This is a genomic window from Hymenobacter sp. UYAg731, assembly GCF_054061335.1.
Genome location: NZ_JBSSEC010000006.1, coordinates 312,418 through 327,135, shown reverse-complemented (window position 1 = coordinate 327,135; position 14,718 = coordinate 312,418). Strand labels below are relative to the sequence as shown.

16 protein-coding genes are annotated in these 14,718 nt (G+C 57.3%); 13 read left to right on the top strand and 3 right to left on the bottom strand.

Annotated features, from left to right (window positions below; all coding sequences use genetic code 11):
• Positions 1–360: 360 nt before the first annotated feature.
• Positions 361–588 (top strand): hypothetical protein, encoded by a 228-nt coding sequence (locus ACVWYF_RS19445; protein ID WP_457071161.1) that lies wholly within the window; start codon positions 361–363, stop codon positions 586–588.
• Positions 589–677: 89 nt separating this feature from the next.
• Here ACVWYF_RS19445 and ACVWYF_RS19440 read toward each other — a convergent pair whose 3' ends face one another.
• Positions 678–1,967 (bottom strand): serine hydrolase domain-containing protein, encoded by a 1,290-nt coding sequence (locus ACVWYF_RS19440; protein WP_457071159.1) that lies wholly within the window; start codon positions 1,965–1,967, stop codon positions 678–680.
• Positions 1,968–2,179: 212 nt separating this feature from the next.
• Here ACVWYF_RS19440 and ACVWYF_RS19435 point away from each other — a divergent pair, with 212 nt between their 5' ends.
• From ACVWYF_RS19435 to ACVWYF_RS19420, 4 genes are all read left to right on the top strand, one after another.
• On the top strand, positions 2,180–3,859 hold the full coding sequence (locus tag ACVWYF_RS19435; protein WP_457071157.1) for a histidine kinase: 1,680 nt from the start codon (positions 2,180–2,182) through the stop codon (positions 3,857–3,859).
• Positions 3,856–4,554, top strand: coding sequence for a LytR/AlgR family response regulator transcription factor (locus tag ACVWYF_RS19430; RefSeq protein WP_457071155.1), 699 nt, complete (start codon positions 3,856–3,858; stop codon positions 4,552–4,554). The genes ACVWYF_RS19435 and ACVWYF_RS19430 overlap by 4 nt, the downstream gene beginning before the upstream one ends.
• Before the next feature lie 232 nt (positions 4,555–4,786).
• Positions 4,787–5,161 carry a hypothetical protein gene (locus ACVWYF_RS19425; protein ID WP_457071153.1) on the top strand — a complete coding sequence of 125 codons (375 nt, stop codon included), beginning with the start codon at positions 4,787–4,789 and terminating at the stop codon, positions 5,159–5,161.
• Positions 5,162–5,243: 82 nt separating this feature from the next.
• The gene (locus tag ACVWYF_RS19420; RefSeq protein ID WP_457071173.1) at positions 5,244–5,525 is read left to right on the top strand and encodes an RNA polymerase sigma factor; all 282 of its coding nucleotides are present in this window, start codon (positions 5,244–5,246) and stop codon (positions 5,523–5,525) included.
• A 160-nt stretch (positions 5,526–5,685) separates the two neighbouring features.
• On the opposite strand, the gene ACVWYF_RS19415 is transcribed toward ACVWYF_RS19420, so the two are convergent.
• A complete protein-coding gene (locus tag ACVWYF_RS19415) occupies positions 5,686–7,227 on the bottom strand; it encodes a DUF4209 domain-containing protein (RefSeq protein WP_457071151.1) in 1,542 nt (513 codons plus the stop codon).
• A gap of 698 nt (positions 7,228–7,925) precedes the next feature.
• Positions 7,926–8,666, bottom strand: coding sequence for a helix-turn-helix domain-containing protein (locus tag ACVWYF_RS19410; protein ID WP_457071149.1), 741 nt, complete (start codon positions 8,664–8,666; stop codon positions 7,926–7,928).
• A gap of 163 nt (positions 8,667–8,829) precedes the next feature.
• On the opposite strand from ACVWYF_RS19410, the gene ACVWYF_RS19405 reads away from it, so the two are divergent.
• From ACVWYF_RS19405 to ACVWYF_RS19370, 8 genes are all read left to right on the top strand, one after another.
• On the top strand, positions 8,830–8,982 hold the full coding sequence (locus tag ACVWYF_RS19405) for a hypothetical protein (protein WP_457071147.1): 153 nt from the start codon (positions 8,830–8,832) through the stop codon (positions 8,980–8,982).
• On the top strand, positions 8,979–9,377 hold the full coding sequence (locus ACVWYF_RS19400) for a hypothetical protein (protein ID WP_457071145.1): 399 nt from the start codon (positions 8,979–8,981) through the stop codon (positions 9,375–9,377). Before ACVWYF_RS19405 ends, ACVWYF_RS19400 begins: the two co-directional genes overlap by 4 nt.
• Complete coding sequence (locus ACVWYF_RS19395; RefSeq protein ID WP_457071143.1) at positions 9,370–9,756, top strand: hypothetical protein; 387 nt, start codon at positions 9,370–9,372, stop codon at positions 9,754–9,756. The genes ACVWYF_RS19400 and ACVWYF_RS19395 overlap by 8 nt, the downstream gene beginning before the upstream one ends.
• A gap of 64 nt (positions 9,757–9,820) precedes the next feature.
• A complete protein-coding gene (locus ACVWYF_RS19390; protein ID WP_457071140.1) occupies positions 9,821–10,144 on the top strand; it encodes a helix-turn-helix domain-containing protein in 324 nt (107 codons plus the stop codon).
• Positions 10,145–10,157: 13 nt separating this feature from the next.
• Complete coding sequence (locus ACVWYF_RS19385; RefSeq protein ID WP_457071138.1) at positions 10,158–10,745, top strand: hypothetical protein; 588 nt, start codon at positions 10,158–10,160, stop codon at positions 10,743–10,745.
• The gene (locus ACVWYF_RS19380; RefSeq protein WP_457071136.1) at positions 10,742–11,557 is read left to right on the top strand and encodes a hypothetical protein; all 816 of its coding nucleotides are present in this window, start codon (positions 10,742–10,744) and stop codon (positions 11,555–11,557) included. The genes ACVWYF_RS19385 and ACVWYF_RS19380 overlap by 4 nt, the downstream gene beginning before the upstream one ends.
• Positions 11,558–11,569: 12 nt before the next feature.
• Positions 11,570–13,027 carry a replicative DNA helicase gene (dnaB, locus tag ACVWYF_RS19375; RefSeq protein WP_457071134.1) on the top strand — a complete coding sequence of 486 codons (1,458 nt, stop codon included), beginning with the start codon at positions 11,570–11,572 and terminating at the stop codon, positions 13,025–13,027.
• A gap of 666 nt (positions 13,028–13,693) precedes the next feature.
• On the top strand, positions 13,694–14,713 hold the full coding sequence (locus tag ACVWYF_RS19370) for a hypothetical protein (RefSeq protein ID WP_457071132.1): 1,020 nt from the start codon (positions 13,694–13,696) through the stop codon (positions 14,711–14,713).
• Positions 14,714–14,718 lie beyond the last annotated feature (5 nt).

Here is a 14,718-nt window from a genome sequence, read left to right as displayed (position 1 = left end):
CCGCCCTCGGCTACCGCTCGCCCCACCAATTCGAACGCGACTTTCAAATCAGCATATCTTAGTGCATTGTCCGTTTTTACTGGACCACCCCAATTACCAGTTAGTATCAGCCAACTCGTCTCCGGTAGACCCGAGTTCCTATGCTCCCCATGCGTTCAGAAAATTGGTGATGGCGTAAACACGCTCCATTCGCTGAAAGGAGCGATATATTTCCTGCATGAAGCAAGCGCTCAAACATCGACTTCTCGTGATTAGCTGCCTGTTATGGGCGTGTGGGTCCTTCGGCTGTTTGCTGTATGACGGAGCTATTGGCTTTCTTGGGGCGCTAGTAGGCATACCCGTGCTGCTGTCACTACTGGTATGGGTGATATTGCTCTTGCGCTGGGCCGTGACAGCCATTGGTTTGCGGAATCCTCACAAAACGTAAGTTCATTATTGTCGGGTATACCAAACGTGGCCTTGGTTAGAAGTCTTGTCCAAAAGTCGCATTTGGAGAACTTACATGGCAGCTCTTCTTCCAAACAGGTGGATTTACACGTTAATAAGGTTTATCTTGAGCAAAAGCCTAATGAAGAGTATTACACGTAGCAGCGCAGGTAACAAGCTGGTTGGCATCTTTAATGGCACCATTGGTCTTGAGTTATAGTGGCTGCGCCGGCTATCCGTGCCTGTGGGCGTCAGGTGTTTCGCTGGCGGGCAATCCACCAGCGTGTCCAGGTGAAATAGGTAATCACACCGATGATAAGCACCAGCCACCCTATTCCGACTGTCTTTGTCATTCCAGGCAGTAACATGGGAAATAGGAAGGTATCCACCTTGCCCGTCTTCCAAAATACCCATTCGCTTGCTAATCTGGTCGCAATCGTGGGGCTTCCGGTTTCCAGGATAATAATACCATCCCCGGTCGTCGGATTCAGTCGAACCGCGGTATTGATGGGCGGTGTGCTTTTCCCATCATGCCCGATGATAAAATCATTGCCCGCTGTGGTTGCGTAGAGCACCGGGCCAAGCCCCCAGATAGCGACGCCCATTTTTTGCCCGTGCGCTTCCCGCATTCTTTTCATAGTTGCCGGAGTAAGAACCCCTCGGCCAATCGGCTCGTGATGTTGACCTGTAAGATGCGCCTGAAAAAACAACGCCAAGTCCGATAGCGACGTGTACAAAGAAGTGGCGGCTAAAGCGGTGTAATGACGGGGTTTATATTTCGTGCCGTCTTTATTGTAAAATTCAGCCAGCGAGTACGGCGCGTTTTCATTCCACACGTAGCTTGAATGAATCATGCCCAACGGCTGGAAGACGGCCTCTTGCATATAAACGGCAAATGGTTGCCCACTTACTTCTTCTACGACGAGTTGCAGTAACGTGTAACCGCCGCCCGAATAGGTAAAAGCACTCCCGGGCTTCATCCCTACGTGTACTGCCCCGCTGATGCCCTCGTCGGCGTCAGAGGCTTTTGTCAAGGATTGTTCTAGCGACTGTGCCGGCGTTCCTGGAGCATAGCCGGAATACCCCAGGCCGTCGGTGAGCCCGGCCGTGTGGCTCAACAGCCGGCGAACCGTTACGTCGTCGTTATTGAATTCACTCGGTGGCAGATGCCACCGCGTCAAGTAGTTGCTCACCGGCGCGTCCAGGTCGAGCTTGCCCGTTTCTACTAACTTCATGACGCCCACGGCGGAAATCCATTTGCTCAGCGAGGCAACCTGGAAAACGGTATTTCTATCCGTGGGTTTTCCGGCCGAATGATACTTTTCGCTCTCAATAGCCCCCTTTTTAAAGGTGGCCATCGCAAAATTGCCGACAAACTGTTTGTCAATTTCCGCTTCCGTGGCCGTGATAAAATCCGGGGCGGCGTTTCGTGGCGCAATGGGCTGATGTAACCAGCCGTTTAGGGTTGCCGAAAAGACGGCGGCACCCCATAAAATCATGGCAAAAGCTGTCCCTAAGACATAAAGCATTATTTTTTTCATGACGACAGGAGGGGAAGAGTAGCAGCGAACTATTGTCAATAAACAAGTGCTGCGAGTACCTCTGCTACCTGCCGTAGCAGCTAGCAAACGATGCACAGCACAAGGTATTGGGTGTCCGACGCACTGCCGCGGAAATACATGCCAACGGCTCGACAAACTCGTGAACGGCTGCTGGCATTCGTCCGGTCGCCACTCACTTCTACCTTTAGGCCATGTCACGGCTACCGCTCTTGCTCCTGGTCCTGCTCGCGTTTGCCTCCTGCCAACCGGAGGCCCGGTACACGTCCGCGGCGGCTCGGTACCACACGGGCGACAACCGGCGGTGGGCGGCCCGGTCGTACGACGACTCCCACTGGGCAGCCGAGCGCTGCCCTACCGGCCACCAGGTTTTCTGGGTGCGCAGCTGGGTAACGGTCCGCCCCGGCGATTATGCCCCGCCCCTGGGGTTGGAAATAAGAGCCTTCGGCGCTTTTGCCGTTTATTGGGATGGCATTCTCATTGGCAGTAATGGGCAACCGGCTACCGGGACGCAGCCAGAGGTGCCGGGCACGGAGACCAGCCATTACCTGATTCCGGATTCGCTGGCGCAACCGGGTCGGCACTTGGTAGCGCGCCGGGGCACGCAGTGGGCCTTCAGCGACGAACCCCGATTAACCCAGCTAACGCTGCACAGCTATCCGCACATGCTGCGGGCCCCGCTGCTGCGCATGGCGTTCCTGAACCTGATAGCCGGTGCCCTGCTCGTCGCGGCGATTTACTACTTGCTTCTTTTTATCAACAGCCGCCAGCGGCAATCCGGCAGCCTGGTTTTCGGCCTTATCTGTTTGCTGTGCTTCTTGCTGCTGATGGCCGAGTATGCCAAGTATTACCTTGACATTCCGTACCCGGATTTTTACCTCCGCTTGCAACTCATTGGCCTGCTCACGTTTGCCATTGCCCTGCTGGTGCCCCTGTATTTTACCATCCAGTTTGGCTTCAAAAGCCAGGGCCCGATGGCGGGCGTCCTGCTCGCCGTGCTCGCCGGCCTCTGCGTCGTCAATTACCCGCACTACGACCGGACAGCGCTGCTCCTGAGCCGGGCCATGTGGGGCGCCTCCCTGTTGGTGGTCCTGGCGGCGAGTCGCCGGCAAGTTCCCGGTAGCCGCCTTGCACTGGCAGGGTTAGTCGCCAGTGCGGTCGTCAGCTCTTTTCTGTGGTATGATTCGAGCCTGTTCATCGGCTTTGCCATCGTCGTGCTGTGCATGCTCTGCCTGCACACCATTCGGGTCCGAGAGATGGAAAACGAGCGCCGGGCGGCGCAGCTGCTGTCGTCGCGGCTGAAGCTGGAGTTGCTGAAAAAGAATATTCAGCCTCATTTTATCAAGAACACCCTCACCTCGCTGTTGGATTGGATAGAAGAATCTCCCCCGCAAGGGGCCGTTTTTATTCAAGCCCTGGCCAAAGAGTTTGATTTGTTGAACGACATCGTCGATTCTACCCTGATTCCAGTGAGCAAAGAGTTGGAGCTGTGTCAGAACCACTTGCAGATAATGCAGTTTCGCAAGGAAATTCGCTACACCCTGGAACACTCCGGCCTCGACCCGGCGGAGCTTGTTCCGCCGGCTATTTTCCATACCATCCTGGAAAACGGCATTACGCACAGCCTCCCCCCGGCCAACGGCCACATCCGCTTTCAACTGCGTTTTGAGCGTTGCCGCCGGTACAAAAAATACCAGCTGCTCACCTGTGCCCCCCACCGGCCCGAAGTGCAAGGGGCCACAGTGGGCACCGGCACCGGCTTTCAGTACATTGTGGCCCGATTGCAGGAAACCTACGGGTCCGGCTGGGAATTTCACTCGGCCGCCGTGCCGGAAGGCTGGCTAACGTCCATCACCATCACCCAGGGACCATGAAGGTAGTTATCGTGGAAGATGAGGCCCGCATTGCCCGCCGCATTGCGCGCATGACGCAGGCTTTTTTCGGGGAGCAACTGGAATGCCTGACCACTTGCGACTCGGTAACCCAAGGTCTGCACGCCCTGCAAACGACCACCCCGGACCTGCTGCTGCTGGACCTGAATTTGAATGGCCAGGATGGCTTTGACCTGCTGCAACGCGTCAGCACCGGTGCCTTTCATACTATCATCATTTCGGCCTACACCGAAAAGGCCATCACCGCTTTTGCGTACGGCGTGCTGGATTTTGTTCCGAAGCCCTTTACCGAAGAGCGTTTGGTCCAGGCGTTTGCGCGCCTGCACCCCGCAGCCCAAAAGGCTGACTCCGGCTTGAAGTTCCTGGCGGTAAAGAAACAGGGCACCATTTCGTTGACCAACATCCAGGACCTGCGCTACATCAAGGGGGCCGGAATCTACTCGGAACTGCACCTGCAAAACGGCCGGACGGAACTGCACGATAAGTCACTCGAACGCCTGCAGCAGCTCCTGCCGGCCTCGTTTGAGCGAATCCATAAATCCTACCTCGTGCCCATCGACCAAGCCGCGCGAATTCTCGTGCAGAAGGGCTGTAAATACCAGTTGCAGCTAAAGAACGGCGAACTCATCCCGATTGGCCGGTCCCGATTCAAGGGCCTGAAGGAGAAGCTGCTTTAATGGCCGGCAAAAATTAGTCCTTCCCCAATATTTGGGGCTTTAAATTGACCTTGGTTAATTTCGTTCTGGTGGCGCTGTTGCTGTTGGCGCGATAAGAGGAGCCCACCCGCCGAATCATTAAGGTTCAAGAGGGCTGGGATGGAGAGGCTACCGAGAACCCGGTGCATTGAAAGGGTCCAACCGCGAAACCAGCCCACCAGCGGGCGAAAACGTCGGCCTTTCCTTCGACTCCATGAACAAAGAAAAAGAATACGAACTCTTCAATACCTCCGCGCCCGGCCTCACCGTCTTTTCGTATTGGGGCGCGCTCGGCGTGGCCGCCGGATTCAACGCCGCTACGGGCCACCGTGGCGTCCCCTGGTTGATATGGCTCGTGCTGGCGGCCTTGCCCTTGGCCAGCACGACCATTCACCGCCTCTCGCTGGGCCCCGAGGGCGTGGTGGTTAGTTATTCGGTGGCGGGGTTTATCCGCCGAACCCGGGCGTTCCCGCTGCGCACGTCCGTGTTTGGCTGGGAGCACACGACGAGCTTTCGGGGCGGGACCCAGCACCGCCTCTCTCTGCGGGCAAAGGCCACGCTTGCTGGTGGGCACCGCAGACGGCTTTGAAATCGGGGAGTTGCAGCGCTTCCATCGGCGACTGCTGGCGGCCCAGCAAGCGCTGCGCGAGGAATCACCCGGCTAACCAAGCCTGGCCAGCGAGGAATCCAGTTCGGTTCAGGAGCTGTGCGACGACGAGCTGAACCCACAGGACGCTTTAATTCGGCAGCAACACTGCGAGCAGGTGCAGGAAGCGGTAATGCGGCTGCCGGCCAAGTACGTGGACCTGGTGCGGCTGCGCTACTTCGAGGAGCTGAGCTACAAGGAAGTGGCCACGGAACTGCAGTGGCCGCTGGGCACGGTGAAGGCTCACCTGAACCGGGCGCGGGCACTGCTGGCGGAGCTGCTGCAGGGGACTAAGGAGAGGTTGTGATTGGACAAAAATGTATCAAGCGGGCCGGATGTCTTATCCAGCAATAGCAGCGCAGATAGGGACTGCGGATTATCTCTTCAGCTACTGTTCCAGGCACCTCATCTATTGCTCAGCGAGTCACTTCTAAGCCTTCCGTCATGTCAAGGTTACCGGAGACACTTTACTTTGTTTCTTGTTCGGTAGCCCTTTCCGAGACTAGAATGAAGCCGGAAATCCTAAGAAGCGCCATCATCAATAGTATAGCCTTTTGAAGGGAATAGTTTTCAGGAAGATGATAGTAGCCATGGGCAATGTCATTGCGCAGGTTATTGCCAACAGGGGTGAATACATACCTAAAAAAGTAGCATTCACTTTCAGTAAACAGGTTATTAGTGCGGGCTAAGTCCACTAGGTCGTCAAAGTAGACTTCGCGCAAATCGTGTCGTTTGTGCGTAGCGATAGTATGCACATTCATCCGCTGAAGCACGTCTCTAGGCAGGCCCTCAATCTTCACCGTGAGTGAATCAATGGCTAAGACAAAGTTGGCAGCTTGTGGCCCGTTGGTTAATTGTAGGCATAATTGATTGAAAAACTCTGCAATGCCGGGGTAGAGCATGGGGCGCCATGTGTACTCAACGGGGTTACCGCTGATATCATATTCGGTCATGGGTTGGGCTATCCAGCTGCACTTATCCAAGTATTGACAAAACGACTCAAAGTTGAGCTTGCCGGTGCGGTACCCTTCGATAAAAAGCGGCGTCAAGTAGAGGAGCCGGAACGACAACGCTAGGGAATAAGACCGGTTGGTTTCCCACTCCAAGTTGCGGTCTTGGCGAAAGCTGCTTTCGCCGTGTTGGGTGTTTTTGTTTCCATCAATTGTTACAATAGAAAGCATCGACAGGAAGGAGGGCTCTTGCTCTGCGGCCTTAGCTTTCAGGTCTGAATAGTCCGGAATGGTGCTCTCGTGGCAGGCCAAATAGTGCAGGATGTCGTCACTCCCGAAGTTGAGCAGGTGGTCAGTCTGGAAGCGTATATCATCCATGAGTTGTTTGGATTGCTCAGGGGTTAGTTCCGTGGAAATGGTCGCCAACTTAATCTTGGGTTTGAGTAGATGAGCTTGCAGAAGCGCTGCTTCCTCAGCGGCTGTGGCACCAGCCAGTTGGAAAGCTTTGGCGGCACGGGAGTAGAACTCAACCGCCATCAAACTAGATTCATTGCCCGTCGGGAACCGCTGAACGGCTTCCTCTTCGAATGCTTTTCCAAGGCCGAAATGCCACTCTCGTGGGTCGTGGCCAAGGGCTTGCGCATAGGGAGCGGCCACTTGGCATAAGGACTGGCAAGCGAAGTAATCCTCGGCTTGGTAGTGGGTTTCATATAAACTGCGGCTGGTGGCTAATACCACATCGTGGTCGGTTGATTTGAATAGCTTAGGGTATTTGGTAACGAGCCGCAGCAAGGACGTTCGACTGCCCACTTCGAAAGGCAACGTGCCGGTGTACCGCTGTATGACGGTCTCCACAGTATCGGCGGTACGGTAATAAATGCTGGCCGCAATGGCGCAACTCTGACGCAGCATGTCTAGGCAGTTGTGCGGCGCTGCGGTGTCCAAGCAGTCTGCTATTTCTAGTGCTTCCAAGACGTTGTCGAGGGCTGCCTGCGCATACCGAATATGTTTGTACGGCTTAGGTGCATTCCAGATAATGAGGCCGTAGCGAGCCCGCAAATATGGATTGGTGCTTTGGGCTAGCCGCTGCTGGTAGTAGTCGAATGCGGGTGGCTATAATTCATTGGGCAGCGTAGAGCCCCAGGACTTCCCTTCTTTGTCCGTCATGGAAAGCTTCCGTTGGCAGCTGCATTCTTTAAACCAGACATCCAGTGCAACCTCTTCGACTTTGACCAGTGGAGCTAATTCGGAAGGTACACTCGCCGTCCTCAGGGCTGGCAGCAAATTGAAGTCAGCACTGTAAATGCTCCAGTTCGTGCAGTTGTTGTCAAGGAAGAAGGTCAGTTCCTCTGCGGTTGAAAAGGACTAATTCTCGGTTGGCTTAAGCTTTGAACTATCCATAGATTGCATAGATAGCATTTGTATTTCAAAGAAAAGCCCCGAGCACTTGCACTCTGGTCTTTTCTTTAACTGGTGGCGTTAACTATCGTGAAGCGCTGCGTAGCTCCCATTCCACATCATCAGCCATTACGCCTGCTTCGGTGACGGCGGCGCGAAGCTGTTCGGCGGTGCTATCCTAGTTCCGAGAGTGTCCAAAAAACCCCAACCGGGGGCAAAAATTAAAAAAGCCACTTACGATATCGTAAGTGGCTTTTTAGCGCTCCCTCCTGGGTGCGTAACAATCGCCTCTAACGGCTATAGCGGCACTTTTGCTTCGTTTCGTCCCGGTTTGTGTCCCGGTCCCGGCCGCTCTCTGATTATTCTACCCTTCCCCGAATAATATCTACCACTTTCCACAATCCGCGAATATCCTCCCCCGCCACGGTAAGCATACCAGCCTTGGGGTTATCAGAATGCAGCACAAGCTGCCGCTTCGTCAACAGGTCATTGTCCTTAATCCGTTTTATCGTGAGCTGGTTGCCGAAGGCCGCCACATATACCCCGCTTACGATATACTTGATGTCCGCCATTTGCACCGGCGTCACTGCGACAAGCATCCCGGAGCGTAGCTGCGGCTCCATCGAGTCACCATCAATCTCAAACACCAGCGTACCCGGCTTACGCAACTCGGGGCTGGGATTATAAATCCGCATGGTTTCGTACTGGCCATAGTCGCCCTCAGTCGCCACTAGCTCCACGAAGCCAGCCCGCACCGGCACCGTGATGAACGGGCAGTCGATGTGCTCCTCGTCCGCAAACTTACCGAACACGATAACCTCGCCGCCCTTGGTGCTGGTATCGTCCATCGGCCCGCCGCCGAACCACAGCCAGTTGCGGCTGATTCCTAATTCTGAAACAATGGTTTCCAGCACCTCCGTGCTGGGCTGGTGCCGGCCGCCCTCAAGCTGGGCTACGGTGGGCCGCGAGATTTCCAGCAAATCAGCCATTTGCTGCTGCGTCAGGCCGCGGGCCTGCCTAACAACCTTCAGCCGCTCCGCCATGCTCAGTTCCGGCAACGGACTAACTGAGCTTATTTTTTTGCGTTCTAGTGTAGTCATTTTGTAACATTTGGTAACTTTTACCTACATTTGAGCGACATCAACCAATCAAAGGTAACATATCAAAACTAAAATGCAACCAATTGAAACCACAGCTACGCCGGCTGACCTGAGATTGTTGCTGCCACACGGCGCAATTTCCAGCATCGCCCGCTCCCTCAAAATGTCCCACGCAGCCGTGTCCAAGGCTTTGCAGAAGGCCAAGCCCGCCCACCCGGCCGTGGCAGAGGCCATTCGCCTCATCAAGGTAGCTGGCAGCCAGCAGGTCCGGGAAGAGCTCAATCATCTGGCCCAACCAGCCACCCCTGCCCGATGAGCGCCGCCCTTCACTTGCTCGAGGAGCCGCGAGAAGCTACCGCCGCCCTCGAAGCAGCCCTGACCAGTTGCCCCAGGCCCACTCACTTCGGTGACTACCCATTCTCTACCTACCCGCAGCGTCACCAGCTTGACAAGCTACTGGCATCGCACTATCTCACCCACTTCGAATGGAAATGGACGCGGTGGGTAAGCGTAAGCTTCGACGTGGCCACCGCCGCCGAGGTCATCACTCAGCTGGAGCGCATCGTCGCTTACCGCCGCGCCACCGGCCTTGAGCCCGTGTACAAAGAGCGCAGCTATTTCTGGCCCGACACGCCCCCGGCCCCGTCGGCACCCACCAAACCAGCCGCCAAACTCCGTCAAACCCGCAAACCACGCTCCGGCCATGACTGAGCTAACCACCACTACCCCCGACGGCCTGCATATCACCGTTCGGATGCCCGATAACCACGCCTGGGTGCGTGAGTCGCTGGAGAAGGCCTGCGCAGCCGAGGCCCGCCGCCAGTTGGCCGATACGCCCACCCCCGACCCGGCCTACGCCGTGCCCCGCGCCGCCGACCTGCTCGACCTGCACCCCGAAACCCTGCGCGACTACATGCGCCTGCCCGACCACCACCCGCGCCGCCTGCACTACATGCCCGGCGAGTCCAGCCGCGGCGACCGGGTGCTACTGTCCCAGATTAACGACTGGCAGCGACGCAACCGCACCGACGCGGCCCTGATTGCCCCAGCCGGCCCCCGCACGCGGGGCCGCCGCCCGCCGGCCCAATAGCCCGGGCACTCCAGCAGCTATTTGCGTGTAGTGGAAGGTTGGTTTCACCCTCATTTCACTCCCTATGCAAGTTGCCATCATCATCCCCGAAACCGAGTGGCAGGCGCTGCTGGCCACCATTGGAAAACTGGAGCAGCGGGTTGCAGCGCTGGAACCCTCCCCCGCGCCACCCGACACTCTGCTGAACGTTCGGCAGGCTGCCGCCTACATCAATTTCACCCCCGAAGGCGTCCGCAAAGCCCGTCGGGCTGGCCGCTTGAAGGGTGTAAGAATCAACGAAAAAGAGTGGGGATTTTACAAGTCCGAGCTAGACCGCTACCTCAACCGCTACAACCGAACCTCAATGGGTAGCAGCCGCCAACTGCCGCCTTTACCGCCCATCCCTTAATCCTCGTTTCCCAATGTCCCAGCTACTCCCAATCGTCGGCCCTGATAGCCCGGAGGCCATTACGTCCATCATTACCATTCAAAAAGTCAAGGTCAAAGACCAGCACCTGACCTGCGAATTCACCGAGCAGCGTACCCAGGAGGCCCCACCCCGCGCCTTCGCCCTGACGTGCGCTGAGCAGGTACACCTAGACCTCACCCACGCCCTCAGTCGCCTGGTGCCCCACCTCTGCCTGCTGGCCGAACAACTGACAGAAACGCCTGATTTCTGGCCCGACGAGTCCGAGGAACTGCCCGCGCTGTTCGAGCCCTTCACCGTTACCGGCTTCTCGATGGGCCGCAGCCAAAGCGGGGTCACCCTCATCGGCCAGCGCGAGCTAACCGGCGGCCGGGTGCTCAACCTCACTACGCCCCACCAGTCGTTCGACGACGAGCAGGCCAGCTACCCCTACACCGGCCTTCTTGAAACCACCTTGGCCACCGCCCTAACCGAAGTCGAAGCCGCCCTACGCGGCAAATGCACCGACTTCCGCCAGCTTGATTTATTCGAGCAGCCAGTCACCACCAACGTCCTTCTGGTGCCCACGCCACCGCGCGCATGAAACTCCCGGCCATCCAATTCTACCCCGGCGACTGGCATAAGGACCAAGGCGTCCAGGCCCTCGACCTCGCGCAGCGCGGGGCCTGGTTCGAGTTGCTGTTGATGATGCACGACAGCGACGAGCGCGGCGTGCTCCTCGTCAACGGCCAGCCCATGCCCGATGCCGTCATTGCCCGCCGCCTCGGTTTGGATAACCAAACGGCCAACCAAATTCTAACCACCCTCCTAACCTACGGTGTGGCCAGCCGCCGCGAGTCCGACGGCGCGCTGTTTTGCCGCCGCATGGTCAAAGACGAGAACCTGCGTCGGGTACGCACGGAAGCTGGTAAAAAGGGCGGTAACCCCAATTTACTTAACCAAAAGCCCAAGCAAAAAACAACCACCCGGGTTAAGCAAATTCCAACCCCTTCATTTTCATCTTCAATTACAACTTCGGTTATAGAGAGGGAAGCGGCTGACGCCGTCCCGCTCGCGCCCGCCACTGAAATGAAAATTGAAAAGCCAGCCGGCAAACGCCCAAAAGGTGGCGTGCCGCCCATGCTGGCCGAAGTCCAGGACTACGCGGCCGCGCAGTACCCCGACAACGGCGACGCCCAAGCCGAGGCCGCCACCTTTCACGACCACTACGAAAGCAACGGCTGGCGCGTCAGCGGCAAAACCCTGATGGTCGACTGGCGCGCCTCATTCCGCAACTGGATGCGCCGCCGCCCGCAGTTCCAGGCCACGGCTGCCGCCCGCACCGGTACCGGCCCACCAGCCCCGGCCCGCGCCCGCACCGCCCCCAAATCCACCGACCCAGCCCGCTGGAGCTAACCTCACCGCCTCATGTCCGAAGACCGTCCCAAACCCTACTCCGCCCGCCGCCCCGGCATTTCCGCCCCCACCACCGGCCAGTTGCCTCCACAGGCCCTGGACCTCGAAGCCGCCGTACTCGGCGCGGCCCTCCTCGAAGCCGATGCCCAGCGCGCCCTACTCGTCACCCTGCCCACGGAGGAAGTATTCTACTCCACCGCCCACCAGCAGGTCTACCTGGCCATCCGCGACCTGGTAGCCCGCGGCGAACACGCCGACCAGCTAACTGTCGTTCAGCAGCTGCGCCACCGGGGCACCCTGCAGCGCGTTGGCGGCCCCGTCTTCGTGGCCCAGCTAACCATGCGTATCAACTCAGCCGCGCACTTCGATACCCATTGCCGCATCCTGCAGGAGCAGCACGCCCGCCGGGTCGTCATCCGCGCCGGCACCGAGTTGGCCGCCCACGGCTACGACGATTCCCGCGACCCGCTGGAATTGCTGGCTACCGCCCAAACCCATCTCACCAGCCTTCACCGCACCCTCGAAACCAAGCCCGGCCAGACCGCCGCCGCTGCTTTCGACCCCACGTTTGACCGCCTCGCGCAGTCTGTCGGCCAGCACGGCCTGACCGGTATTCCCACTGGCCTCACCCAACTCGACGGCCTCACCGGTGGATGGCAGCCCGGCGACCTCATCATCCTGGCCGCCCGCCCCGCGATGGGCAAAACCGCCGCCCTACTACACTTTGCCCGCACCGCAGCCCTCGACCACGGCCACCACACCGCCATTTTCAGCCTCGAAATGCCCATCCTGCAGCTCATGCAGCGCATGGTGGCCAGCGAAGTCCCGGGCTACAGCAATTCCGACCTACGCCGCGGCAACCTCCCCGGCGGCTTGGAGCAAGTGGCCCATATCCGCCAGCAGGCCCAGCGTCTGAGCACCCACGGCCACCAACTGCATATCGACGACACGCCCGGCCTGAGCATCCAGCAGTTGCGCGCCAAGTGCGCCCGCCTCCACGCCCAGCAGCCCCTGAGCCTGGTCCTGGTCGACTATATCCAACTCATGCGCGGCGACACAAAGGGCAACCGCGAGCAAGAAGTAGGCAGCATCAGCCGCAGCCTGAAAGAGTTGGCCAAAGAGTTGAACGCCCCCGTCATCGCCCTCTCCCAACTCTCCCGCGACGTGGAGAAACGCGGCGGCGAGAAGCGCCCGCTACTCTCGGACCTACGCGAGTCCGGCAGTCTGGAGCAGGACGCCGACTGCATTGTGTTCCTCTGGCGAGGTGAATACTACAACATCGCCGAGTACGAGGACGGAACTGCTACCGCTGACACGGTACTATTCGACATTGCCAAGCATCGGAACGGAGCCACCGATGAGGTGATTGCTGCATGCTCAATGCGTCGCGGCGTTTTCAGCAACCTGCTGGCCACCGGTAGCCCAAATAGCTTCGGCCGACTCCCGAACTCTGAGTTCAGCAATGACTAGCCCTACTAGCTACCATTTGTCCGCCTACCAAAGTCTCGCGGCCAAACCGCGGCCATACTGCGGCCAAACCGCGGCCAAACCGCGGCCAACTGGCAAGAAGCGCGTCTTGCATCAGAAGAATTCCGCAACGCGCTTTGCAGTATAACACTCAATAAATTAGCAGTATATCTCGCAATCAAAGCAACGGATTCCGATACCTATTCCGATACCTATTGCTGCTAAAGATTCAATGCTTAGGGCCTCTTACAATCAGCACAGGCCCACGTAGAATAGCGTCCTCATCATCTGCGTCGAAAGCAACCCCTGATACATCAGCAACGGATACCATACCCTCTTGATTGACTGGCCCTTCACAATCAAACACTGAATAGGCCACATAGTCAGCGCCACTAGCCAGCACGTCAACAAGGTCGGGTGCGCACCCTAGCAACTCGGCAATCTGCGCTGTTACGACAGCGAATCCGCTCTTAGGGTCTGGTAAGGCTAGCCCGTCAACGGATACCGCCAATGGCTGTTGTTGCGGCAGGAAGAGTGTGGCGGTTATAGTGCCCATATAGCTACAGTTATTCAGCAAAGGTCGTGGTTGCAAAGGCTACCTTCACACGGCCGGACCACAGGTGCCAACAGACCCGAGGGCAGCCTTACGAATCTTCTACCTAACCGAACATGCCTCACCAATACTGGCAGCTTGCCTCTGGCGACACCTACCGCGACTTTTCTAAAGTAATGCTCGATTTTGGCGCAGCATGCATTGGTCCCGGACGACTAGGCCCCTTGAGCGACGAATCTATCCCCAGATACAAGCAATTGGGCGATAACGAGAGTGAATACTATAAGATTAAGCCCATTCTAGATATGAAGCCCGGCGACAGGGTAGTATTGAAAAACGGCCGCAATAATATTCTGGCTGTTGGGGAGATTACCGGCCCTTACAGCCACTCCTCCTGCTTTCATGATATAGATGGATGGGACATGGAGCACTACGTGCCCATCCAATGGCGCGATATTCAGTTGCAGCTTTCAGGCAACCCTTTGGTGAGAGCCACGCTTCAACGACTGGCTATACAAAGTGTAATAGCCCAAATTGAGGCGTTATGGGATACTGCGCCCTTGCTCACGCCTATCCACACAATTGCCGAGAGCGGCCAGTTATTAGCAGACCAGCTAATAGAGGAAACCTTGATTAATCACGGCCTGCGCATTGAGGACGCAGAAAATACCACACGCACACTCGCGCGCATTCGCAAGTTGGGCGAGTGGTACGTTCGTATCGATTATACAGCAAGTGAAGAAGAAATCAAGGCCTTTTTGGTCGTACCGTTTCTTCAGGCCTTAGGATGGTCCCCTCAACGCATCGGCTTGGAGGTAAATCGCCGTGACCTTGTCCTATACGACGACTCCGAGCGCAAAAAGCCTTGTGTCATTATCGAAACGAAAAGCCTGTATAGGGGCTCTACGTCGGCTATGGCCCAGGTCAAGAAATACGCGGCTGAACAGCAAACGGACCCGCTCCGGCATTTGGTCGTTTCTGACGGATTGCGCTATTGGCTTCTCGAGCCAGATGGAACGGGAGGCTGGCAAGAAGCGGCGTACATGAATTTGTCTCAGCTTAGAATCCAATGTACTGCATACCCCACCCTGAAAGGAGCACTGGAGTTGATAGCGCTATTATTGCCTCACCGCTAGGAGCA

Excerpts from the sequence above, each read along its gene's own strand:
- ACVWYF_RS19445 (WP_457071161.1), top strand. The coding sequence starts at position 361 with ATGGGTGATATTGCTCTTGCGCTGGGCCGTGACAGCCATTGGTTTGCG.
- ACVWYF_RS19440 (WP_457071159.1), bottom strand. The coding sequence starts at position 1,967 with ATGAAAAAAATAATGCTTTATGTCTTAGGGACAGCTTTTGCCATGATT.
- ACVWYF_RS19435 (WP_457071157.1), top strand. The coding sequence starts at position 2,180 with ATGTCACGGCTACCGCTCTTGCTCCTGGTCCTGCTCGCGTTTGCCTCC.
- ACVWYF_RS19430 (WP_457071155.1), top strand. The coding sequence starts at position 3,856 with ATGAAGGTAGTTATCGTGGAAGATGAGGCCCGCATTGCCCGCCGCATT.
- ACVWYF_RS19425 (WP_457071153.1), top strand. The coding sequence starts at position 4,787 with ATGAACAAAGAAAAAGAATACGAACTCTTCAATACCTCCGCGCCCGGC.
- ACVWYF_RS19410 (WP_457071149.1), bottom strand. The coding sequence starts at position 8,666 with ATGACTACACTAGAACGCAAAAAAATAAGCTCAGTTAGTCCGTTGCCG.
- ACVWYF_RS19405 (WP_457071147.1), top strand. The coding sequence starts at position 8,830 with ATGTCCCACGCAGCCGTGTCCAAGGCTTTGCAGAAGGCCAAGCCCGCC.
- ACVWYF_RS19400 (WP_457071145.1), top strand. The coding sequence starts at position 8,979 with ATGAGCGCCGCCCTTCACTTGCTCGAGGAGCCGCGAGAAGCTACCGCC.
- ACVWYF_RS19395 (WP_457071143.1), top strand. The coding sequence starts at position 9,370 with ATGACTGAGCTAACCACCACTACCCCCGACGGCCTGCATATCACCGTT.
- ACVWYF_RS19390 (WP_457071140.1), top strand. The coding sequence starts at position 9,821 with ATGCAAGTTGCCATCATCATCCCCGAAACCGAGTGGCAGGCGCTGCTG.
- ACVWYF_RS19385 (WP_457071138.1), top strand. The coding sequence starts at position 10,158 with ATGTCCCAGCTACTCCCAATCGTCGGCCCTGATAGCCCGGAGGCCATT.
- ACVWYF_RS19380 (WP_457071136.1), top strand. The coding sequence starts at position 10,742 with ATGAAACTCCCGGCCATCCAATTCTACCCCGGCGACTGGCATAAGGAC.
- dnaB (WP_457071134.1), top strand. The coding sequence starts at position 11,570 with ATGTCCGAAGACCGTCCCAAACCCTACTCCGCCCGCCGCCCCGGCATT.
- ACVWYF_RS19370 (WP_457071132.1), top strand. The coding sequence starts at position 13,694 with ATGCCTCACCAATACTGGCAGCTTGCCTCTGGCGACACCTACCGCGAC.